Genomic DNA, 22,174 nt, shown 5'->3' with positions numbered 1-22,174 from the left:
CACTCGATCAGGAGGTCAGTGATGAAGGTGAAGAAGCCCGGTAGGACGTTCGCGTCGGCGGCCGTGATCGCTGCCACGGCGCTGGGGACCGCCGTCGCCACGGCGGGCACGGCCCATGCCGGAAACGTACAACTGCCGGCGTACCGCCACCTGAAGTGCAACGCGAGGGGCGTCACCATCTTGCCGCTCATCCCCGAGGGGGGAGGTGTCTTCCCCTGCGGGGACAGGTTCAACGCGTTCATGCCCAGGGCGTCGATCAACGGCCTCACGCACGTCTTCGCCGTCGGGGCGGACTACGCCGTCTGGGTCTACTACGGTACGCAGTGGCAGTCACTCGGTGGTCGCGTCGGACGGGATTGGGTTTCCATCCACGAGATCAGCGATTCCTCCCTGACGCTGCAGATGCTCGACACGAACACGAACTCCTGGTACAACACCCGTGACTCCTACGGCCGTTGGACCGGCTGGTACCGGTAGCCGCCGGGAGGTGCCGCGGAGGGGGGGGTGGGGGGGGGGGGGGGGGGGGCCCGGGTGCGGGGGGGGGGGGGGGGGGGGGGGGGGCGGGGGGGGGCCCCCCCCCCCCACTCCGGGCCTGCCCCGCGCGGACTCGCCGGACCTGGACGACCGCGCCGTCGACGGCCCCCGCACGTCCGGGCCCCCGGAGGGGGTCGTGTCGGCCACTCGCGCGCCAACCGCACCCGCCCCGGCTCCGAGCACCACCTGCCCGTGGCGCACGCGCTGCGTCGCCGCGACGCGGCAGACATCAGGGCGTCGCCACGCATTTCTTACCAACTGGCCCGCCAGTAGCTACATTTGACTCATGACCCTGCGAAGCCCGGACCCGTTGGCGGGAGTGGTGTCGACGACGGTATCGGGTGAGCGGCTGGTGTTCGTGCCGAGGAGGATCCAGGAGCTGGGCCTCGCGCTCGGCGGCGGCGTCATGGTCCCGTTGTGGATCGCGGCCCCCATCCTGCTGCCGGTCCTACTGGTCGCAGCGCTCACCGGTTCCGGACTCCTCTGGGCCGTCCTCTGGGCCGGCCTGGGGCTCGCGGTCGTGGCCGTGATCGCGCTCGCCACGGCCATGGTGTTCGTGTCGGCGGCCACGATGGTGCGGTGGATCGAGTTCCGCCCCCAGGGGGACGCGGCCCGCGTCGTGATCGCGCGTCTCCTTCGCTCCTCGACCGTTTCCGCAGCCGGCCTCCAGCGCGTCGTCGTCATCGAGCGGCTCAGGCTGGGGCGACGAAAGTCGATTGCCGTGGTCCTGCACACCCGCGAAGGGGCGGCAGTGAAGTGCGAACCGGCGTTCCGGGCCCCGGTGTGCGAGGTCCGCACGGAGGCACTGATCGACTGGCTGACTGCCCGACTCGGTCCGACCTCGGTGGCGGTGGAGCATCGGACGGAGGTCGACCGGGAATTCCTGTACCCCGACGAATGGTGGACGGGATCGGACCTGGCCGCCCTGTGGCACGTGCCTGTCGGCGCGGTCGACGAGCTGGCCACCCGGCACGGCGTCCGCAGCCGCCGGTACACGCCCCGGGCCGGCGCGATGTACTCCGCGCCCGAGGCGGTGACGGTCTACCACCCCGGTCGGGCCCACGAAGTCGCCGGGGTACTCCGCGCGGAACGCGAGACCGGCCCGAAGACGAACGGGACTCCGCACCCGCCGGACCGGCCGCCCGACCACCGCTGAACACCGCTGACCTCCGAACGGCTCTCCGAACCGGACAACGTCCAGGCGCTGACGCCCCCGGCCGTCCTGGCTGTACGGGTGGTTCGCTCGGCGCCGCGCCCCTCCAGCAGGTCGGCGACGACCTCGTCCACCGACGTCGGCAGCGCGCCGCTCTCCCCCGTCACGGCGACCGTCCCCGTCTCGACTGCCGTGACCTGCTGACCGTACGCAATCTCCGCCAGAACCTCAGGACGGCGACGGGCGCCGACCGGGGTGGCGCCCGCCGTTGCTGCGGGTCAGTCGAGCATGGGCCGGAGGTGCATCCCGGTGTAGAGGAGGAGCACGGCGATGCCGGACACGAGGAGCAGGTCCATCGCGTGGGCCGGGTCCGCAGTGCCGGCCAGCGAGGGGAGTGAGGCCAACAGGACCCCGCCCACCACCACCGCGTGTACTGTCTGGGCCACCGGCCGCCAGGCAAGGTCCTGGAGCCCGTCCTCCTCCGTGGCGAAGCCGATGGTGACCACGAACGACAGGACGAGCACGATGGCCAGGGCCAGTGCTGGAGCGTCGGCGCTTGTCAGACCCCAGTCGTGGTCGAGGTAGCGCGACATGTCGGTGGCGTAGTGCACGCGCCCGCCCAACTCCGGTGCGGAGGGCGCCCAGAGCACCTCGACCTTGGTGTCGGGCTCCGGTTCCTCGGGGGTGTACGCGCCCTCGGCCCGGACGGTGCCGCCGCCGGGCAGGGCCAGCGTCAGCTTCGAGAAGTAGCCGACCACGTCGCCGTCGCGGAAGTTCTCGCTGATGTCGTCCGCCTGGATCACCGTCGCGGTGGAGACCGAGGCTCCGGCGCGGACCACCGAGCGGACGGTCTCGGACTCGTACGCCTGGGCGAACCCGGCCAGCGCGGCGCAGGCCACGGGAAGCAGCAGCCAGACCGCCACCTGCCGGGAGTACACCCACCCCTTGCTGTCGAAGTCGAACGGCTCGCGTGACGAGAACCGGGAGCTGAACCGCCTGCGCGGCGCGTCCTTGACCAGGGAGACGGACCGGCGGCGGGTCGCCGCCCGTGACAGCCACCCGTGGTTGTCGTCCGACCACCAGAGCCAGAGTGCGGCGACCCTGAGCCAGAGCAGTCCGAAGGCGATCCAGGCGGCCGTCGTCAACCCGCCCATCGGCAGGGTGACTCCCCCGGGCAGCCCGGCGGTCCAGAGGACCACCGTGGCCATCGCGGCGTACGAGAGCGCGGACAGTATTCGAACAAGCCAGGTCAAGACGATGTCTCTCCCCGGATGATCAACAGTCGGGGCGAGTATCCCAGCCACCCCGGACGAGGGTGTAAGGGGGTCGTGGCCGAGGGGTCGCCTGTATCAGCGGTCCGACTGCCGGGCGGGACATTCCATACTCCGGCACCGTTCCAGCAGCTCAGCGACCGTCGGAGCCCCCTGCGGAGCCCTCCCGGTGATCGTTTAGGGTCTCCTTTCGTGATGAGCAAATTCTGTGACGCGTTTCTCCAGGAGACGGAGCGACACTCGGCCTGGGGCAGTGCCCAGCTTGAGGCCCTGAACGCCGATATCCCCGACGGTCCCTGGGACGTCGACCTCGACACGGGTGTCTACCGGCAGGGCGGTCGGGAGATCCGTGTGGCGGTCCTGGCCACCTACGATCTGTCCGAACGGACGTGGATGTGGGGTTGGGCGAACCCGGGACTGCGTGGTGCGCCGGTGGTCGCCGCCACTGAGCGTGTGAGGGACTTCGGACGGGCCCACGGCCTTCCGGAGTTCACCGAAGAGGTTCTCGACCTGTCCGGCTTCGGTGATCCGCGCCGTGCCGCGGAGACGCTCGCCTTCGCCGCCATGGGCGTGACCGGCGCGGCCGGCTACCTCGGCGTGGAAGCGGGTCCCGGTACCAGGCTCTATCTGCTGCCGGACGATCCCCGGGCTCGGCACGCAGCGGTCGATCCCCTCGCCCTGTCTCGGATCCTGACCAGCGGTGCGACGCTGATCGGGCGCTCACCGCGACTGGCGGTGAGCGGGTACTTCGATCACTTCCGTCTGGTCCAGCGGCAGACCGAGACGGGCGTCAGCGCCGACCTTCCCGACGGCGGCACCGTGGACGTCGACTTCGACGGATCCGGGCGCATAGCGTCGGTCAGGGTGGGCCCGGCCGGCCGCTGATCACGACGGAGGGCCTGCTCAGGTACGGATGTCGGAGCAGGCCCTCTGCTGTCAGGACGGTCCCGCCGCTCCCCCCGGGACCGGTGCGAGGGCAACCTCCGGGCGGCTCGTCGGTGGCTTGCCCGGGGCCCGACGAGCCGCCCTGGGCATCACGCAGGAGCGCGTCACGGCCGCGCCGGGCGGGCCCCGGCGCGGTCGGCGGTTCAGCCCGTCAGGGTGGCGAGCCAGCCGGTCAGCAGACGGTTGACCACCTCGGGGCGTTCCTGCTGGACCCAGTGGCCGCAGCCGTCCAGGAGGTGGGAGGCGGTCAGGCCGGGGAGGGTGGTGGGGAAGGCGGCGATCGCGTCGGACATCCAGGTGGTGGAGGCGTCCAGGGCGCCGCCGATGAACAGGGACGGCTGGGTGACCGGGGCTCCGCGGTGGGGGGCGAGGTCCTCCCAGTCTCGGTCCATGGTGCGGTAGCGGTTGAGGGCGCCGGTCAGGCCGGTGCGCTCGAACTCCCCGGCGTAGACGTCGAGGTCGTCCTCGGTCAGCCAGGCCGGCAGGGCGCCGGCGGGGAAGCGGTCGCGCAGCCGGCCGCCGCGGGCGACGAAGTGCGGGTCGGGCTCGCCCCGGGCGGGCATGGTGTCGGCGGACAGGGCCGCGTAGAAGCCGGCGAGCCAGCCCCGGACATCGAGCTCGATCTCCGCCTCGGCGCGGCCGGGCTCCTGGAAGTAGGAGACGTAGAACTCCTGCCCGGGGCCGCCGATCCGGTCGAACACCTCGGTGGGGCGGGGCCCGCCGGGCGGCGCGTAGGGGACGCTCAGCAGGCCGACCGCGCGGAACACCTCGGGGTGGAGCAGGGCGGAGGCGGCGGCGATGCTGGAGCCCCAGTCGTGGCCGACGACCACCGCGTTCTCCTCGCCGAGGGCCCGCACGACGGCCACGTTGTCCTCCACGAGGTCGAGCATCCGGTAGGCATCGGTCGCCGCAGGCTTGGAGGAGCGGCCGTAGCCGCGTACGTCGATCGCCACCGCCCGGTAGCCGGCTGCGGCGAGGGCCGGTAGCTGGCGGCGCCAGGAGTACCAGGACTCGGGGAAGCCGTGCACGAGCAGGACCAACGGGCCGGTGCCCTGCTCGACCAGGTGCAGGCGCCCGGCCGGGGCCTCGACGATGCGGTGGCTCGGGGCGGCGGACGGCTCGGACTGCATGGGGAGTTCTCCTCGGTTCGCCGGTGATCGCGGGTGTTCGCGGGTCGTCGCGGGTGGTCGCGGGTGGTCACGGGTGTTCGCGGGTACCCGTCGATCATGCGGCGCGGCGACCGCCCGAGGCCATCGACGTTGCCGTTCTGGCAAACTCGCAGGACAGGGAGACGGTCGCCAGGTTCGTTCGGGAGGTGCAGCGGCGGTGGCAGATGACGAACTGGCCGGGACACTGGCGGCGATGGGGACCCGCCTGCGGGCCGTACGCGAGCATCGCGGCGCCACGCTCACCGGAGTCAGCTGCGCGACCGGCATCTCGCCGAGCACGCTGTCGCGGATCGAGACCGGCCGGCGCAAGCCCACCCTGGAGGTGGTACTGCTGCTGGCGAAGGAGTACGGCGTCTCCCTGGACGAGCTGGCCGGCACCGCCCCTGCCGCCGTCCCTGCGGCCGAACGCCGAACCTCGGTGCCGCTGAGTCTCGGCGACGACAAGGCAGTCCTGCCGCTGACCCGCTACGTCGGCGGACTGCACGCCCACAAGCACGTCCTGCCCTCCGTCGACGGCCGGCCGGTGCGACCACGGCAGGTCTCCCACGACGGCTACGAGTGGCTGTGCGTCCTGTACGGGCGGCTATGGCTCGCGCTCGGCGAACAGGACCTCGTCCTGACCGCCGGGGACGTCGCCGAGTTCGACACCCGCACCCCCCACGGGGTCGCGAACGCGGGCTCGGGCGGGCCGGTCGAGTACCTGATCATGTTCGGGCCCCAGGGCGAACGCCTGCGACCGCGCACCCCGCCCGCCACCGGCTGCGGGGCCCGGTAGTCAGCGGGGCTGTCGAGGGACGGTCGGCGGCGCAAACGGCGCCCGGACGGTTTCGGTGGCCAGGTCCCGCAGCCAGGTGTGGGCGCGGTCGTCGTCGTAGCGCTGGTGCCACAGCAGGTACAGGGGAACCTCGGGCAGCGGGAGTGGCGGCGGCAGCGTGACCAGGCCGAGCCCCTCCCGCGCTGCGCGGGTGATCGCGTCGGGGAGGGTGACGACCAGGTCGGTGTCGAGGGCGAGCTGCAGCGCGAACGCGGCGGTGGGCCCGGCGGCGACGACGCGTCGTCCGAGGCCGCGGGCCGTCAGGGCGTCGTCGATCGGGTCGCGCAGGCTGCCGCGTCGCGAAACGGTGAGGTGTTCGGCTGCCGCGTAGCGCTCGACGTCCAGCGGCCCCTCGCTGAGGGGGTGGCCCGGGCGGACGGCGACCACCAGCCGGTCGGTGCCGACGAGGCGGTGCCGGATGTCGGGGAGCGTCGGAGCGCTGGAGCTCGATTCGAGGTCGACCTCGCCCCGGCGCAGCTCGGCGTCGTCCGTCCCGGGTTCGGCCGACAGACGCAGCCGGACGCCGGGGGCCCGGCGGCGGACGGCGGTGAGCAGAGCGGTGCCGCAGGCGGCGGTCAGGGCGTCGTGCCAGCGCACGGTGAACACCCGGTCCAGCGCCGCCAGGTCGAGTTCCTGCTGCGCGGAGAGGAGGTGGTGGGCCTGCTGTACGAGGGCGTGGACCTGGGCGCGCATGGCCAGCGCGCGGGTGGTGGGAACCATGCTGCGGCCGGTGCGGACCAGGATCTGGTCGCCGGTGGCCTTGCGGATGCGGCCCAGGGAGCGGCTCATCGCCGGTGCGGTGACGTGGAGTCGGGCTGCGGCGCCGGCGACACTGCCCTCTTCCAGCAGTGCGTCAAGTGCGGTGAGCAGGTTCAGATCCAATTGCATGTCAGTAATTCTACAAGTGAATAGCATGCACTTGTTGTTAATGACCGGGAGCCATACCTTCGAAGTGCAGGCGCGAGACCGACCGCCCGCACACATCGAACCCGGGGATCCCGCCATGAGCACCACCATGCCTTTCGCCGCCGACACGACGCTCCTGCCCGAGGTGACCGCCGCGGTGAGGACCGCAGGTCTCACCCTGCGCGGGCGCCACACGCCGCACGCCCGGGGTGTGAGCCTGGACGAGGTCGTCGCCGAGATCCACGCCAACGACGACGCGGTGCTGGACGTGCTGCGGGAGCCGCTGCTGCGGGCCCGGCCCGGATCGCAGTGGGCGGAGGACGAGCTGGCCGGCGGCGCGCTCCCGCCCGGGGAGTGGTGGGTCGTCGACCCCGCCGAGGGCAACATCAACCACGTCCACGGCATGGACGACTGGTCCGTGACCGCCACCCTGGTCCGCGACAACCGGCCGGTGCTCACCGTCGTCCATCTGCCGCTGACCGGCGACACCTACACCGCCGTGGCCGGCGGGGGTGCGCACCTCGACGGCCGGCCGCTGCAGGTGTCCGCCAAGACCGACCTGGGCGCCGCGCTGGTCGGCACCGGCCAGGCCAGGCCCGGCGAGGACGAGCGCACCTTCCGGCGGATCGGCGACTCGGTCACCGCCATGCTCGTCAACGGTCTGGTCGTGCGCGTGTCCGTTCCCGCCACCATGCAGCTCATCCACGTCGCGGCCGGACGCACGGACGCCTTCTGGCAGTTCTCCGACGTCCGCTCCGGGCTGGTCGCCGGTGCCCTGCTGGTCGCCGAGGCCGGAGGCACCGTCACCGACCTGGCGGGCGAGCCCTGGACCACGGGCAGCCGCGACTTCCTGGCCTCCGCCCCCGGCATCCACACGGCCGCCCTCGACGTCCTGTCCCCGATCGTCTGACCGGACGCCCTCCGCCCGGCCCGCCTCACATCACAAGGAGCATCACCTCATGACCAGCATCGGCATCCTGGGCGCCGGCCGCGTCGGCGCCAACCTCGCCGGCAGGCTCTCCGCAGCCGGACACCGTGTCACCCTCGGGGTCCGGAACCCGGGAGAGGCCGCGGCCCTTGCCACCGGCAGCGCCCCGCGGACGGCCTTCGCCGACCAGCGCACCGCCGCCCGCACCGCGGACATCGTGATCAACGCGACGCCCGGCCACACCTCGCTGGACCGCTTGGCCGGCCTGCGCACCGAGCTCGCCGGGAAGCTCCTCGTCGATGTCTCCAACGCCACCCGAGACGCGGATGACGGCCTGCCCGGCGACCTGTGCTACCCCGGCAGCAGTCTCGCCGAGCAACTCCAGGCCGCGCTCCCCGACACCCGCGTGGTGAAGACCCTCAACACCATGCTGTTCATGGTCATGACCGCTCCCGAGAGCCTGGCCACCCCACCGACCGCCTATCTCTCGGGCGACGACGAGAACGCGAAGAGGACCGTCACCGGCCTGCTCGGCGACCTGGGCTGGCAGCCCGCATGGATCGAGGACCTCGGCGGCATCGCCACGGCCCGCGCCACCGAGGCCATGATCCTCGTGGTTCCCCACGTCCTGCGCCGACACGGCTTCAAGCCGTTCGCCGTCTCCCTGGCCCGCTGACCCGTCGGGACCGGTTTCGGAGCAACGCCGGTAGGGCCCGTGCGAGGCGGCCGGGAGCGCGATCCGGGCGCGGACGGCGGTGCGCCGGGTGAGGCGGTCGGCGGGTACGAAAGCCCGGTACCGGCGCGGCGATGAGTTTTCCGGCTCCGACAGGTCTACATCTCGACCGGGACGACCAACTCATCGGGAGTACGGATATGGGCCTCATCCACATCGAGCTGTTCACGACCCTCGACCTCGTCGGGCAGGCACCCGGCGGCCCCGACGAGGACCCCGAGGGGTTCCCGTTCGGCGGCTGGCAGGCACCCCTGCTCGACGAGATCACCGGAGCGCAGATCCTGGCCGCGTACGAGGGCACGGACGCCCTGCTGCTCGGCCGGCGGACGTACGACATCTTCGCCGCCCACTGGCCGCACCAGGAGGGCGGCGAGATCGCCGAGCTGTTCAACAGCGTCCCGAAGTACGTGGCCTCCCGCGGCAGGCCCGACCTCCCGTGGGCCGGGTCCACGCAGCTCGGCCCGGACCTGGCGGGCGCGGTGCGCGAGGTCCGTGACCGGCACGAGCACGTGAAGGTCGTCGGGAGCCTGGACCTGGTGCAGACCCTCCTGCGCGAGAAGCTCTTCGACCGCCTCGACCTCTGGGTGCACCCGATCGTGCTCGGCGTCGGGAAGACGGTGTTCGACGGCGGCGCGGTCCCCACGAACGTCACGCTCCTCGAACCCCCGGTGGCCGGCCCGCAGGGCACCGTGTACCTGCGCTACGGGCTCGCCGACGGCACACCCGCGACGGGCGACATGAGCAGGCCCGACCGCGGTCTCGGGCACGACGACGACAACGGCCGGTGATCCGATGACCACCCTCGACACCGACGAGGTCACCCTGGGCATCGAGTCGTTCGGTGACCACGACGCACCGCTCGTTCTGCTCGCGGGAGGGCCCACGATGCTCTCCTGGCCCGACTCGCTCTGCGAGCGCCTCGCCGCCGGCGGGCACCGGGTGGTGCGCTACGACCTGCGTGACAGCGGGGAGTCCACGACGACGGATCCGCCGGCACCCGCCTACACCCTGCGCGACCTCGCCGCCGACGCCGCGGCCCTCGCTCACGCGCTCGGCGGTGCGCCCGCGCACCTCGGGGGGATCGGCGTCGGTGGGATGGTCGCCCAGGTGGCCGCGCTCGACCGTCCGGACGCTTTCTGCGCGCTCACCCTGGCCAACACCCGCGCGGTCGCCCCCGGCCCGCCCGACGACGACCTCCCCGACCACGACCGGGCGACGATGAGCCGGCTGTTCGCGCGTCCGATGCCCGACTGGACCGACCGCGAGGCGGTTGCGGAGTTCGCCGCCACCGGCGCGGCGATCCTCGGCGACGACCCCGACGGCGCGCGCGCCGTCGCCGCGCGCATCTGGGACCGCACGCCCGGCACCGCGCCCCCCGTCCAGATGGCCAACCAGATGGGCCTGGTCTTCTCCAAGCTGGACTGCACACCCCGCTGGCGGGAGCGCCTGCCCGGGATCGAGGTCCCCACGCTCGTCGTCCACGGCCGCCGCAACCGGTTCTTCCCCGTCGGCAACGGCGAGGCGATCGCGCGCGAGATCCCCGGCGCACGGCTGCTCGTCCTCGACGAGGCCGCCACCGCGGTCCCCGACTCGGCCGCCGACGAGGTCGCCGGGGCGATGCTCACGCTCGGGCAGAGGACGGCGGGTGCCCCACGGGTCCGGCCGCCGGGCGCGTGACGGGCTGCGGCGCCGCAGGGCGGGACGGCGCAGGGCGGGACGGCGCAGCACCGGCGCGACGCCGCGCGGGCCTGGGAACCGACCAGCCACTTGGCATTCGATCAGAAGGCAAATTCCTGAACGGATCGTTAAATGCAAGGCCCTAGACCGACTTTGGGTGTAGAGTCTGAAGCACAGAGGGTGGCCCGAAGGGTCGGCGTCAGGGTGATGCCGACGGATCACCCGTCGACAGGGGGAGCATCATGACCTACCACATCGACGTGGCGCGGGCGACGATAGACGACCGTCTTCGGGAGGCCGAGAAGCACCGCCTCGTGCGCGCGCTCCGCCTCAAGAGCCGCGCCGAGCGCAGCGCCCGACGCGCGCACCGGGCCCTGACGAGTCTGGCCGGCCCGACCGTATGAGCGCAGCACCCCGGATGGGCCGTCACCACGACACCGGTGACGGCCCATCCGGCTCTCTGCAGCGGGAACCCCCCTGCGAACCGGCCCGGTGCCGCCGTGTGGCAATGCGCTCGGCTCAGGCCGTGCGCCCCGCCGCCGCCCGGTCCGAAGCGGCTACCGTCTGAGCGCGTCCCGCGGGGCGCTTCTCGTCTCGCGCCCGGCCGGACGGAACGGCCGTTCCCAGCTGCGGCCCCGCGGGGTCACTGCTTCAGCCGCGGGACCTCCGTGCCACCCACGCCCGGGCCTGCCGAGCCGACGCCGGCCCGCAGCCCGGCCTTGCCCAGCGAGCGCAGGGCCACGAGCAGGAAGCCGATGTCGTCCAACAGGATGGGGTCGGGAAGCAGGTCCACGGGGCTGACCAGATAGGCGATGGACGCCCAGAACAGGACCTTCTTGGACATCGGGATCCCTGATGCCCCCAACAGCTTCCGGGCCCGGACCAGCTTCACCACCAGAACGCCCGCGACCACGAGGGTGGCCAGGACCACCCCGGCCCCGACCACCCAGAACACACCGTTTCCGTCCATCCCGGCCACCTCTCGCTCGAACCGCCTCCAGGAACCTGCTCCGTGCCCGCCAGACCATGCGCACCAGCCCAACAGCATCAAGCTTCGCATCCACGACCGGGGCGGGATCCGCGGCTGGGCGGCCGGGGTGGTCCCACAGCCCGCAGCGCCGGAACGCGGGCATGACCGCGGGCCCGTCGAGTCAACGGAAATCGCGTTCCGCTGTCACCCCTGGAACGAGCTCGGTTCCCAGGCCTGTCCGTCGGCCGGGTAGACGTACAGCGGCCGGCCCTTCACCGCGCTGGTGCGAAACGGTGTGCCGTGGCCGAGGTCGACGGGGAGCGTCCCCTTTCGGTCACCGCTCGACCACTCCAGTTCCAGGTACCAGCTCACGTCGTGGGAGTCGGTCACGGCGGTGACCTCGATGGCCTCCGGGTCGCCCTCGCTCACCTTGACCGGCAGGCCCTTGCTGCCCGCGGCCAGGACCGGCCGCGGGCGGGCCGCGTCCAGATCGAGGTCGTAGGAGTGGACGCCGACCCCACCGCCGCAGCCCTCGGCCATGGAATAGGCGTTCCAGGCGAGGGGACCCGCGATCCGGGTGACCCGGACGTTGAGGCCCGACAGCACCACGGTCTCCCTGCCGGTGCCCTGCACGATGAGCTCGATCGACTGGTGGCGGCCGGCAACCGCGCCGATCCCGGAGGCCCAGCCCGCCACGTCCGGCACCTCAGGCGGTCGAGGGACCTCGGACGGCGGGCGGTCCACCAGGTACTGATCGCACGAGCTGTTCCACCCGGACGGCCGGACCGAGACCGTGATCGGAGCGCTCGTGTCCGTCCCGCCGGTCGGCCCCGGCGAGCCCGAGCCCGCACCGGTGGAGGCGGCCGAGACGGAAGCGGAGGTGGAGGCGAGAGCCGGGGAGGGTGACGAGTCGGGGGCGCCCGGAGCCGGGGATCCGGCGGCCGACCCGCCGTTCGGGGCCCGACCGGGACCGATGTCACCGCCCGTGGCCGACTTCAGCCCCATGGCGACGGCACCGGTGGTGGCCAGCACCACGGTGACCGCCACCGCGGCCAGGACCGCACGGTGGCGGACAGGCCACCGCCGCGGCGCCGCCCCGGGGGCAGGGTCCGGTTCGGCGCGGGCGACGAGGACCCGCCCGGCCTCGACGCCGCCTCTCCCGTCCGGCGCCGCCTCCACCTCCGCCTCCGCCTCGACCTCAACCTCGACCTCGGGCTCCGTCCCCGTCCCTGCCTCCGGCGGGTCCGTCGGGTCCGCCGGGTCCGCCGGAACCGTCTGACCTGCCGGTCCGGGGACGGGTGGTGTCCTGCTTCCCCGCGCCGAGTGGACCACGGCCCACAGCCGGTACAGCTCGACGAGTTCTTCCGGCGTCGCCCTGCACAGCCGCGCAAGGTGGTCCAGCGGGGCGAACTCCGTCGGCACCACGTCTCCCCTGCAGTAGCGGTGCAGCGTCGAGGTGCTCAGATGCAGCCTCTTCGCCAGCGCGCCGTAGCTGAGCCCCGACCGGCTCTTCAGCTCCCCGAGCAGCCGCGCGATCTCGTCCCGCTCCCCCAACTCCCCGAACCCCTCTGGCACCGTTCCTCCGCCTCGCTCTTGCATCCAGCAGTGATCGCGCCCCGCCGTCTCCGGCCGCCACCGGCGGTCGGGCGCGGCGCTGTCGCGTCCCCCCGCGGCCGGACCGACGTGAAGCGATCTCCGGGACAGAAGCACGCCGCTGACGCTCCCGTGGTTCCCGCCGCCCGCCACGCCGTTCCCCGGTCGCACGGACGCGTCCCAGGAAGGTTACGTCTTCCCAGGTCAAAGCAGGTAACGGCGTCCCAGCGTCCCAGATCGGGCGCCGGCCGTTGCTCCTGGGACGAACCGGCCGACAGGCTTTCGGTGATCACCGAGAAGGAGCGACAGTGAGCACTGTTCAGGCGACCCGGACCGCGATACGCACGGGCGACCGTTTCAACCGCAGCGCGGTGGCGCTGACGATGGGCGGCATTCTGCTGATGACCGCGGCCTGCGGCGACGGCGAGGGCGACGGGGCCACCCGGGCGACGGGCGCCACTGCCGCCGGCGGGCCGGCGGCCACGACTACCGCCACGGTGGCCGCCACGACGGCTGCCGCGCCTGCTGCCGCGCCTTCGGCCGCGACCGGGCCGAGGACGTCGGCCGCGGTGCTGAACGTCGAACCGAAGGACGGCGCCCGGGGCGTCGCGCCGAACGCGCTCCAGGTGTCCGTCTCCCACGGCAGGCTCACCACCGTCGACGTGACCGACAAGAACGGCAGGCCCGTCCCCGGCACGATCACCCCGGACGGCACCGGCTGGAAGCCCGCCGCCGCGCTCGCACCCGGCACGGCGTACACGGTGAACGCCCAGGCGGCGGACGCCGACGGTCTCGCGGCCGCCTCCACCACCGCGTTCACCACGCGCACGCCCGACAAGCAGGTCTCCACCAACGACAACATCGCCGACGGCCAGACCTACGGCGTGGGCATGATCGTCAAGGTGGAGTTCAGCACGAAGATCGTGAACAAGGACGCCGTCGCCAAGGGAATCACCTTCGAGACCGACAACGGCACCGAGGTGAAGGGCCACTGGTTCGGCGACAGCCGGCTGGACTTCCGCCCGGCCGAGTACTGGAAGCCGGGCACCAAGGTCACCATCCACTACCGGCTGAAGAACGTCGAGGTCTCACCGGGCGTCTACGGCGACGTGGACAAGGACGAACCGTTCACCGTCGGCCGCTCGCAGGTGTCCACCGCGGACGCCGCCACGCACCGGCTCACGATCGTCCGGGACGGCAAGACCACCACCGTGCCCGCCACGCTCGGCGACGAGAAGCACCCCTCGTGGGGCGGCACCATGGTGATCATGTCCAAGGAGAAGGTCACCCACATGAACTCCCGGACCGTCGGACTCGGCGACGAGTACGACATCCCCGCCGCCCCGCACGCGATGCGGCTGACCGAGAGCGGCACCTACCTCCACGGCAACTACTGGTACAAGGGCGACCCGTTCGGCAAGGAGAACACCAGCCACGGCTGCGTCTCGCTCAAGGACGTGGAGGGCGGCAGCGACACCTCCGTCGCGGGAACGTTCTTCAACAGCTCGCTGATCGGCGACGTGGTCACGATCGTGAACTCGAAGGAGAAGACCGTCTCCCCCGACAACGGACTCGGCGGCTGGAACCTTCCCTGGGCGAACTGGTAGACCCGTCCACTCGACCGCACCGCCCACCCGCGCACCGCCGTGGCCGGCGGCTCGGTCGAGGTCCACGACGAACCCTCGAACGGCGACCGGCACGCCGACCGCCGCACCACGGAGGTCGTACAGAACCCCCGTCGGATCCCCCGGCGGCACCCGGACCGGCCGCCGAAACGGACGCTGCTCAGGCCCTGCTCAACGAGGAGGAGTACCGGCCGCCGCGGTGCCACCGGCGTGCCAGCGCGGGCCGTGAACCGGGTCGTTCAGCCACACGAACTGGCCGTCAGGGCGCACCGTCATCCCGTACTCGTACGGACCCGGCCGCCCGAGCTCCTCCCACTGCGCCCAGGCGTGGAGCAGTTCGTCACCGATGCGCCGCGGGCCGCCCTGGTACATGGTCGCGGTGCCGTCGCCGCCGGCCGACAACGCGGCCCAGGACCGGTGGCCGTCGTGCACCCACGCCAGGACGCCGTCCTCGTCCGTGCCGGTGACGACCACGGCGTCCGGCACGGCGACCCGCAGCGCGAACCTCAGGTTCCAGTCCGCGGCCAGCGGCGCGGGATCCCGATCCACGACGCGCTTCACCTCCGGCGCCGCGGTGCCGCGCACCGCGGCGTACCCCGCGTGCCCGCCCACGGGCGCCGGACCGGCGGCGCGGTCGCCCATGAACCGGGCCAGGCCCTGCACCCACCCGCTCGCGCTGCGCCCGTCGTCGGCGACGGTGAGGGCGACGTGCCCGAGCCGGCCCCAGGGAACCACGAGCCGCCCGCCGGGCCGGACCGCCCCGACCCACGACCACGGCACCCGTTCGACCGCGTAGGTGGCGATCAGCCGGTCCACCGGGCTGTCCGGCACCGTGACGGTCGCGTCCGCCACCACGACGTCCACCCGCATTCCGGCCGCGGCCAGACGCTCGCGTGCGAACGAGGCCAACACACCGTCGATCTCGGTGGACACCACCCGCCCCGGGCCGGCCCGCCACGCCGCCAGCGCCGCGTTCCAGCCCTGCCCCGTCCCGATGTCCCACACCCGGTGCCCGGGCTCCAACAACAGGCTGTCGAGCATGTCGACCACGACGCCCTGCGCCGACAGGCTCGACGACGCCGGCCCGTCCGTCACCTGGGTGACCGCGGCCGCGTCCTGCTCGCCGTACAGCTCCCGTGCCCAGCCGTCCGGATCGCTCTGCCGGTCCACCGGCACGTACGCGCGCCCGTCCCACCGCAGCAGCCGGTCCGGCGCGAACACGTCGCGCGGCAGCGCCGCCACCGCCTCCCGCAGCCACGGCGCCCGCGCGGGCCAGGCCCCGCGCTCGTCCATCGCCTCGTCCAGGCGCGCCCGCAACGGGGCCGGCCCGGTCACTTCTTCCCGTGCTTCGGGTCACCCGGCGGCAAGGGGACGGGCACCTGTCCGTCCGCGTTCCCGGGAGGCGGGGACCCCTGACCCGGACTCGGCAGCTCCGGCTCCTTCTTGTGCTTCCCCATCCGGACCCCTTCGCGCGCGACAACAACCCGGTCATCCTGACCCGCCCCCACACACGGGCGACAGAGGGTGAAGCAGCACGCAGGGGGCGCCGGACCCGGCCCGCACGCCGGGCGAGGGCATGGTCATCGCCGGTGACGTGCTGCGACGCCTCCGCCCAGGACGCCGGACGCCACGGCGTTCGACAGCTCGGTCGTGTAGTCAGGCAGATCGACGCTGCTGACCTGCTTGCCCATCTCCAGCATCCTGTCGAGGATCCAGCGCCGGTTCAGCAGCCCGTTGCGCACCCGCAGCCCGGTCGCGGTGCCGGGCGCCAGGAACGGGCCGGTCCGGTCGCCGCCCTTCTGACAGCCCTGGGCGTAGTCGCGCACGGTGTGCTCGTAGCGGGCGAAGGCGGTGCGGTGGTCGCCGCCGGCCCGGGCCAGCTCGCCGGCCAGGACGTACGCCGCCACCACAGCGGTGCCGGTACCCATCCCGCCGATGGTGGCCCCGCACGCGGCGTCGCCCAACAGGGCGATCCGACCGGTGGACCAGGCGGGGACGTCGGCCCGGCTGATCGAGTCGAAGTACAGCTCGGGCGCCTGCCTCAGGCTCTCCAGGAGCCCGGGCACCTCCCAGCCGAGGCCCGCGAAGGCGTCCTGGATCAGCGCCTTCTGCTGCGCCACGTCGTGGCGGTCGTAACGGAGTTCGGTCGAGGCGAAGACGAAGAAGGCGCCCGCCCGAGTCGGGTCGCGGTGGTCGGCGCCGACGGCGGCCAGCCGGCCGGGGACGTTGAGGCCGACTGAACCAGGAGGCAGACCGAGGTAGTTGGGAAGCTGCCAGGTGGCCGCGTAGTAGCCGAGGTGGCGGACGTAGTCCTCCTCCGGGCCGAAGGCGAGCCGACGGACGTTGGAGTGCAGTCCGTCGGCGCCGATCACCAGGTCGAACTCGCTCGGCGCGGCGTTCCGGAAGGCCACCCGGACGCCGGTGGGCGTCTCCTCCAAGGCGGTGATCGAGTCGCCGAAGAGGTACTCGGTGTGCGGGAGGCTGCGCCGGTGCAACACCTGGGCGAGCTCCCCGCGCGGGACCTCGACGTCCCCGCCCGCGAAGTCGGCCGGCAGGCGGAGGAGTTGACGGCCGCGCCGGTCGACGAAGGTCATCGGGCTGCCGCCGGTGTCGAGGGCGCGCAGCTCGTCGAGCACACCCATCCGCTCCAGCACCGTCAGGTGGGTCCGGCCTCGGAAGTCGACCGCCTGGCCGCCACCGCGCAGGGCGGGGGCCAGCTCGACGACGGTGGTCTCGAAGCCGTACCGCCCCAGCCAGTAGGCCAGTGCGGGGCCGGCGATGCTCGCGCCCGAGATCAGGACCTTGATGCTCACGTGAACCACTCCATCCGAGCTACCGATTAACTGTGTCCCAGGGACACTGTTTCTTGCTGTGTACGGTAGACGCAGTTGGGCCGCCCCGCAAGGGCAGCCGGAAGACACGAGACGGAGCGGGAATTGAGCGAGGAAGCGAACGAGGCGGTGCGGCTGCTCTGGGGACCGCCCGCCAGGCCGTCCCGGGGGCCGAAGCCCGCGCTGAGCCTGGGGCGGATCGCCGCGGCGGGCGTCGCGATCGCGGACGCCGAGGGCCTCGGCGCCGTCTCGATGCAGAAGGTCGCCGGCCTGCTCGACTTCACCAAGATGTCGCTCTACCGCTACGTTCCCGGCAAGGCGGAACTGGTCGCGCTCATGGTGGAGGCCGCGGTCGGCGAACCGCCGCCGGCCGTGGACGGACTCGGATGGCGCGAGCAACTGACCGCCTGCTCGGACCAGTTGGCGCGAATGCTCGCCGAGCACCCATGGCTTCTCGACGCCACCGTCGGACCACGGGTGATGGGCCCCAAGGAACTCGGCTGGCTGGAGCGGGTGGTCGCGGCCCTGGACGGCCACGGACTGACCGGCCCCGAACGGATGGACACCGCAGTGCTGCTGGCCGGGCACGTCCGGGGCATCGCCGAACAGGCCCGCGCGGCCCGGCCGGACGGCTCGCCCGAGGCGAAACTCCTGGCCGTCCTCGGCCCCCTGGTGCACCAGCACGCCGACCGCTTCCCCGCGCTCGCCGCGGCAATGGCCACCCAGGACGGCCGGGACCAGGCGCTGGACTTCGGCCTGGAGCGGATCCTCGACGGCCTGGAGGCCCTCATCACGCGCCGAGCCGGGTAGCCCCCGGGGAGGATCAGCCTCGGCTCACCTCAGTGGGCCGCCCGCGCCGTCCGTGCAGCACCGGACGGCGCGGGCGGCCGCAGGTGGATTCGCGAGCCGGTGCCGTGGTGGTCGTGTCCCCGGGGATCGAGCACCCGGGTCAGGCGTGGACCCGGGGGCTCAACCAGCCCCACCGGCCCAGACCGGGTCGACCGGGGTGAGGACTCCGAGCCGGTCCTCGATCGCCCCGGCCGCGGCCAGGCACAGGTCCTCGCGGAACGCGCGCCCGACGACCTGCACGCCGGACGGCAGGCCGTCGGCCGTCCCGGTCGGCACCGCCACCCCGGGCACACCCACGAAGCTGGTCACGGTGCACAGCCGCATTCCCGACCCGACGCGGTCCCGCCCGGCCCGGTCGCGCGACTCGATCCCCGGCTCGACGGGCGGTTCGGTGAACGACGGGCCGAGCAGGAGCGGGTAGTCGTCGAGGAATTCGGCCCAGGAGCGGCGGATGTTCATCCAGACGCCCATGAGCTTCATGAACTCCTCCGCGCTCGCGGGCGGCGTCTGTTCCATCATCATCCCGACGTAGCGGTCACCGCCCGCGCCGAGCAGCTTGCGCACCACCGGCCAGGTCGGGGCGAACTCGGTCACGGTGATCCGGCCGTAGGCGTCGAGCGCCTCGTCCAACCGTGGCACGTCCGGCACTTCGCGCACGTCGTACCCGGCGTCCCGCAGCGCGTCGGCCGCGGCGGCGACGGACGCGAGCACCGTGGGGTGGACGCCGTGCCCGCCGGGGTCCGCCACGACCGCGACCTTCACCGGCCCGGGGAGGGGCGCGCCGTACGCGGGCACCGGCACGGCGCGCGGGTCCCGTGGATCGGTGCCGGCCAACACCTCGTACGCCAGCCGGAGATCACCCACGCTTCGGGCGAACGGGCCGTCGGTGACGAGTAGTTGGGATGCAGGCCCGGGGTCGTCCGGGCCGAGGATCCGGTGGTCGGCGGGAAACCGGCCGGTGGTCGGCTTCAGTCCGGCCACACCGCAGAACTGGGCCGGGACCCGCACCGATCCCCCGGAGTCGTTGCCGAGTCCGAGCGCCGCCATGCCCGTGGCGACGGCCACCGCGTCACCCCCGCTCGATCCGCCGGGAGTCCGGCCACGATCCCAGGGATTGAACGTGTCTCCGAACAGCTCGCTGCGCGTGTGCATTCCGGCCAGGATCAAGGTGGGCATGTTGCTGTGCCCGATGGGGATCGCCCCGGCCGCGCGAAGCCGGGCGACCGGGGGCGCGTCCGCCGGCGCCACCAGATCGCGGAAGCGCGGAGTGCCGAACGTGGTCGGCACCCCCTCGACGGCCGTGGACTCCTTCACCGTGAACGGAACCCCCGCGAGCGGCCCCAGCTCCTCGCCGGCGGTCCGGCGCCGGTCCGTCCGCCCGGCGGCCTCCCGGGCGCGATCCGCCAGGAGCCGGGTGACCGCGTTCACCTCCGGGTTGACCTCGGCGATGCGCTCCAGATGGCTCTCCACCAGCTCGACGGCGGAAACCTCGCCACCGCGCACGGCCTCCGCCTGCGCCGCGGCCGACAGCTTCCACAGGGCATCACCCATGATTCTCGTCCTCCCCTTCCCACGTTCCGATGCGCTTGCATCGGAACTGTAGCCTGGGAACCGATACGACCGCATCGAATTACGCGTCGCCGCACGGAGGCCACGAGCATGCCCAGACAGGTTGATCACGAGGAGCGACGTCACCGCATCGCCGAGGCCGCCTGCCTCCTCGCCGACGAACACGGACTGGAAGGCGTGACCCTGCGCGACGTCGCCACCCGCGCGCAGGTGTCGATGGGCGCCGTGCAGCGCTGCTTCCGCAGCAAGGAGGAGATGCTCGTGTTCACTCTCGCGAACATCGGTGAGCGGATCACCGAACGCGCCCGGGCCCGCCTCGTCCGGAGCCCGGCCCAGTCGGCCGCCACCGCCCTGGGTCACGCGGTCACCGAAGTCGCGCTGCTCCGGGAAGAGCATCACTCCGAGGCACGGGTCTGGCTCGCCTTCGTCGCGCAGGCCGCGGTCAGCGAGCCGCTCGCGAACACGCTGAAGGCGAGCTACGCAGCCCTGCAGGAGGCGTTCACCCAGCTCATCCGGGAAGTCGGCGAGAGCGCCGGACACAGTGCGCCCGTCGACCCGCAGCACGAGGCCCGCACCCTCCTCTCCCTCGCCGACGGCCTCACCGTCCACGTCCTCATCGGCCGCCTCACCTCGCAGGAGGCCCAGGACGTCCTGCACGCGCACCTGGACAACCTCTGGGAGCGGCACTCCTGACGGGTCACACCACCCTGAACAGTCCACGCCGCCGACCAGCCGCGAAGGCGTCGCCGAGGCGGTGCTGAGCGGTTCCGGCACCGCCGGCGAAAGGCCGATCACAGGTACACGTTCGATCCTCTTTGCGCCAATCCCCGAAGCGCCATGGACCGTCAATATCCCTTCTTGTCAGGATGATTGACGCCTGGTCGAGTCCGACCGGGTACAGACCGAGGTTTCGTTCGGAGGGAAACAGATGCACATCGATCGCCAACGGCCCACAACCAGGCTCGTCACAGCAGTCGGGTTGGCGGTTCTGACGGCCTCCGGTATGGCGGCCCCCGCCGCCGCCGCGGATTCCGAACCGGCCGGCGCGCCACGGACCCAGATTTCGCGCGTGCTGGGCGGCGTGGTCACGACATGGATCAACGGGAACGTCAGGTACGGACCGTCCACGGACTACGCCATCAACTACCCCGTGTCCGCAGGCTTCACTTCGTACGGACTCTGCTGGAAGACCGGCGGTTGGGTCAACGCCAACGGGGTCGCTCACGACAAGTGGGTCAAGCTCTCCGACAACGAGTGGATCTGGGGCGGCCTGCTCAACGGTGACGAGACCGGAGGCGTCAGCAACTACTGCTGACCGCGGCAGCTCGCCCGCACACCCGGCGCCGGGCCTGAACGGCGCACCGCCGCGGTCCGACCGACGCCCCGGTGGGCGGGTCGGGCCGCGGCGGAAGTGTGCCGGCCCGGCGTCACCAACTCGACCGGCTTCTCGGGTCCTGGGCACGGCTCCCCCGCCACCCGCCCCCCGCGCAAGCCCCCGGTCCCGCCGCACGCCGGTCGCGGCGCCGCTCGTCCGCCCGTTGCGGGCCGCCCGCATGTGAACCCGCCCCCGCTCCCCGGCGGATCAACTCAACCCGCACCGAGTGCAGTTCGCCGGGATTTCGGCGCCCGCACCGGCGTGTCCCCGCCGCCTCGGGGTACCCGCATGGCGCCGCGGCAGAGCGCTGCGGCGAGGGCGCACAGAGCGGAGAGAGCGAGATGGCACTCCTCAGACGTAGCCGGTCGGCCGGGTCCGACAGCGCCGGCGCACCGGAGCAGAACCCCGACGACACACCTCGGCGCTCCCCGGGCGACAAGGCCCCGCCCCGCCGCGAGCGCCGCCGCACCCCCTGGTACGTCGGCCTGCCGGTGACCCTGGCCGCGATCGTCGCGTTCTTCCTCGCCGGGGCACACCTGGGCCTGTTCCCCTCGATCCCCAACCCCCTGGAGCGGCGCACGGTGGACCGCAGCCAGCCGGTGCTGCTGCGCTCCATCCAGGACATGAAGCACTTCACCGGCGCGCAGGGCAACTTCCAGCTCGTCGTCGACCTCGACCGCGAGGCCGCCTTCCTGCCTTCGGCCCTGCTCGGCCACCGCACCCTGTACGTGGCGGCCGGCACGGTGGACGCCTACGTCGACCTCGCCGCCCTCGAAAAGGGCGCCGTGACCGTGTCCGGCGACCGTCTGAGCGCCACCGTCGTGGTGCCGCACGCCCAGCTCGCCGCGCCCGCCCTGGACGTGGGCCGCTCCTACGTCTACCTCCAGCAGCGCGGTCTCTTCGACCGGATCGGCGACTTCTTCAGCTCAAACCCCGGCAACCAGCGGCAGGTCGAAATGCTGGCCACCCAGAAGATCGAGCAGGCGGCCAAGGACACCGAACTCGCCCGGCGCGCCGAGCAGAGCACCCGCAGCATGCTGGAGGGACTGCTGCGCTCGGCGGGGTTCACCACCGTGACCGTCACCACCGCTCCCTGACCCACTGCCGCCCCACCACGGCGGGCCGGACGCGCCGGCCGTCCGCCGTCGAGGCAGCCGTCCGGACCGGCCCCGGCGGGAACCCCGGACCGGGGTTCCCGGAGGCCGTCGCCCCGGCCCCGGCCCCGGGGCCGG

22 protein-coding genes are annotated in these 22,174 nt (G+C 72.8%); 14 read left to right on the top strand and 8 right to left on the bottom strand.

Translation table 11 applies throughout. The features are described from left to right. The first annotated feature begins 21 nt into the window (after positions 1-21). A complete protein-coding gene (locus ABZY91_RS30810) occupies positions 22-477 on the top strand; it encodes a hypothetical protein (RefSeq protein WP_355406085.1) in 456 nt (151 codons plus the stop codon). Positions 478-820: 343 nt separating this feature from the next. Beyond that, positions 821-1,690: a hypothetical protein gene (locus ABZY91_RS30805; protein ID WP_355406083.1), complete on the top strand. Its 870-nt coding sequence runs from the start codon at positions 821-823 to the stop codon at positions 1,688-1,690. Between the two features lie 275 nt (positions 1,691-1,965). On the opposite strand, the gene ABZY91_RS30800 is transcribed toward ABZY91_RS30805, so the two are convergent. After that, positions 1,966-2,940 (bottom strand): hypothetical protein, encoded by a 975-nt coding sequence (locus ABZY91_RS30800; protein ID WP_355406082.1) that lies wholly within the window; start codon positions 2,938-2,940, stop codon positions 1,966-1,968. Positions 2,941-3,153: 213 nt separating this feature from the next. On the opposite strand from ABZY91_RS30800, the gene ABZY91_RS30795 reads away from it, so the two are divergent. Further along, positions 3,154-3,843, top strand: a complete 690-nt coding sequence (locus ABZY91_RS30795) for a DUF6882 domain-containing protein (protein WP_355406107.1) — start codon at positions 3,154-3,156, stop codon at positions 3,841-3,843. Positions 3,844-4,046: 203 nt separating this feature from the next. Here the strand turns inward: ABZY91_RS30795 and ABZY91_RS30790 are convergent, their stop codons facing one another. After that, positions 4,047-5,033 carry an alpha/beta hydrolase gene (locus ABZY91_RS30790; protein ID WP_355406081.1) on the bottom strand — a complete coding sequence of 329 codons (987 nt, stop codon included), beginning with the start codon at positions 5,031-5,033 and terminating at the stop codon, positions 4,047-4,049. Positions 5,034-5,229: 196 nt separating this feature from the next. On the opposite strand from ABZY91_RS30790, the gene ABZY91_RS30785 reads away from it, so the two are divergent. Beyond that, positions 5,230-5,847, top strand: a complete 618-nt coding sequence (locus ABZY91_RS30785) for a helix-turn-helix domain-containing protein (RefSeq protein WP_355406080.1) — start codon at positions 5,230-5,232, stop codon at positions 5,845-5,847. Here the strand turns inward: ABZY91_RS30785 and ABZY91_RS30780 are convergent, their stop codons facing one another. Continuing rightward, complete coding sequence (locus ABZY91_RS30780; protein ID WP_355406079.1) at positions 5,848-6,774, bottom strand: LysR family transcriptional regulator; 927 nt, start codon at positions 6,772-6,774, stop codon at positions 5,848-5,850. Positions 6,775-6,889: 115 nt separating this feature from the next. Between ABZY91_RS30780 and ABZY91_RS30775 the strand changes: the two genes are divergently transcribed. The 5 genes from ABZY91_RS30775 to ABZY91_RS30755 all read left to right on the top strand — a co-directional run bounded on the left by ABZY91_RS30775 (position 6,890) and on the right by ABZY91_RS30755 (position 10,534). Beyond that, positions 6,890-7,702, top strand: a complete 813-nt coding sequence (locus tag ABZY91_RS30775) for an inositol monophosphatase family protein (protein WP_355406078.1) — start codon at positions 6,890-6,892, stop codon at positions 7,700-7,702. 49 nt (positions 7,703-7,751) lie between these two features. Beyond that, positions 7,752-8,396, top strand: coding sequence for an NAD(P)-binding domain-containing protein (locus ABZY91_RS30770; protein WP_329879769.1), 645 nt, complete (start codon positions 7,752-7,754; stop codon positions 8,394-8,396). Between the two features lie 197 nt (positions 8,397-8,593). Continuing rightward, positions 8,594-9,241 carry a dihydrofolate reductase family protein gene (locus ABZY91_RS30765; protein WP_355406077.1) on the top strand — a complete coding sequence of 216 codons (648 nt, stop codon included), beginning with the start codon at positions 8,594-8,596 and terminating at the stop codon, positions 9,239-9,241. 4 nt (positions 9,242-9,245) lie between these two features. Beyond that, on the top strand, positions 9,246-10,130 hold the full coding sequence (locus tag ABZY91_RS30760; RefSeq protein WP_355406076.1) for an alpha/beta hydrolase: 885 nt from the start codon (positions 9,246-9,248) through the stop codon (positions 10,128-10,130). Positions 10,131-10,372: 242 nt separating this feature from the next. Next, a complete protein-coding gene (locus ABZY91_RS30755) occupies positions 10,373-10,534 on the top strand; it encodes a hypothetical protein (protein WP_329879766.1) in 162 nt (53 codons plus the stop codon). A 239-nt stretch (positions 10,535-10,773) separates the two neighbouring features. Here ABZY91_RS30755 and ABZY91_RS30750 read toward each other — a convergent pair whose 3' ends face one another. Both ABZY91_RS30750 and ABZY91_RS30745 read right to left on the bottom strand, forming a co-directional pair. Next, a complete protein-coding gene (locus ABZY91_RS30750) occupies positions 10,774-11,100 on the bottom strand; it encodes a YkvA family protein (protein WP_329879765.1) in 327 nt (108 codons plus the stop codon). A 204-nt stretch (positions 11,101-11,304) separates the two neighbouring features. Next, positions 11,305-12,675 carry a helix-turn-helix transcriptional regulator gene (locus tag ABZY91_RS30745; RefSeq protein ID WP_355406075.1) on the bottom strand — a complete coding sequence of 457 codons (1,371 nt, stop codon included), beginning with the start codon at positions 12,673-12,675 and terminating at the stop codon, positions 11,305-11,307. Between the two features lie 326 nt (positions 12,676-13,001). On the opposite strand from ABZY91_RS30745, the gene ABZY91_RS30740 reads away from it, so the two are divergent. Beyond that, the gene (locus ABZY91_RS30740; RefSeq protein ID WP_355406074.1) at positions 13,002-14,300 is read left to right on the top strand and encodes an Ig-like domain-containing protein; all 1,299 of its coding nucleotides are present in this window, start codon (positions 13,002-13,004) and stop codon (positions 14,298-14,300) included. Positions 14,301-14,489: 189 nt separating this feature from the next. Here ABZY91_RS30740 and ABZY91_RS30735 read toward each other — a convergent pair whose 3' ends face one another. Further along, entirely contained in the window at positions 14,490-15,653 is a 1,164-nt protein-coding gene (locus ABZY91_RS30735) for a methyltransferase domain-containing protein (protein WP_355406073.1), read from the bottom strand. 245 nt (positions 15,654-15,898) lie between these two features. Continuing rightward, the gene (locus ABZY91_RS30730) at positions 15,899-17,131 is read right to left on the bottom strand and encodes an FAD-dependent monooxygenase (protein WP_355406072.1); all 1,233 of its coding nucleotides are present in this window, start codon (positions 17,129-17,131) and stop codon (positions 15,899-15,901) included. 123 nt (positions 17,132-17,254) lie between these two features. On the opposite strand from ABZY91_RS30730, the gene ABZY91_RS30725 reads away from it, so the two are divergent. Beyond that, positions 17,255-17,959: a TetR/AcrR family transcriptional regulator C-terminal domain-containing protein gene (locus ABZY91_RS30725; RefSeq protein ID WP_355406071.1), complete on the top strand. Its 705-nt coding sequence runs from the start codon at positions 17,255-17,257 to the stop codon at positions 17,957-17,959. A gap of 159 nt (positions 17,960-18,118) precedes the next feature. Here the strand turns inward: ABZY91_RS30725 and ABZY91_RS30720 are convergent, their stop codons facing one another. Beyond that, positions 18,119-19,549 carry an amidase gene (locus ABZY91_RS30720; protein WP_355406070.1) on the bottom strand — a complete coding sequence of 477 codons (1,431 nt, stop codon included), beginning with the start codon at positions 19,547-19,549 and terminating at the stop codon, positions 18,119-18,121. Between the two features lie 108 nt (positions 19,550-19,657). Between ABZY91_RS30720 and ABZY91_RS30715 the strand changes: the two genes are divergently transcribed. The 3 genes from ABZY91_RS30715 to ABZY91_RS30705 all read left to right on the top strand — a co-directional run bounded on the left by ABZY91_RS30715 (position 19,658) and on the right by ABZY91_RS30705 (position 22,039). After that, complete coding sequence (locus tag ABZY91_RS30715; protein ID WP_355406069.1) at positions 19,658-20,260, top strand: TetR/AcrR family transcriptional regulator; 603 nt, start codon at positions 19,658-19,660, stop codon at positions 20,258-20,260. 376 nt (positions 20,261-20,636) lie between these two features. Beyond that, on the top strand, positions 20,637-20,882 hold the full coding sequence (locus tag ABZY91_RS30710; RefSeq protein ID WP_355406068.1) for a hypothetical protein: 246 nt from the start codon (positions 20,637-20,639) through the stop codon (positions 20,880-20,882). Between the two features lie 401 nt (positions 20,883-21,283). Next, positions 21,284-22,039, top strand: a complete 756-nt coding sequence (locus ABZY91_RS30705) for a DUF4230 domain-containing protein (RefSeq protein ID WP_355406067.1) — start codon at positions 21,284-21,286, stop codon at positions 22,037-22,039. Positions 22,040-22,174: the final 135 nt, after the last annotated feature.

Source organism: Kitasatospora sp. NPDC002965, assembly GCF_040611255.1.
Lineage (GTDB): Bacteria > Actinomycetota > Actinomycetes > Streptomycetales > Streptomycetaceae > Kitasatospora.
This window is presented reverse-complemented; position numbering and strand designations above follow the sequence as displayed.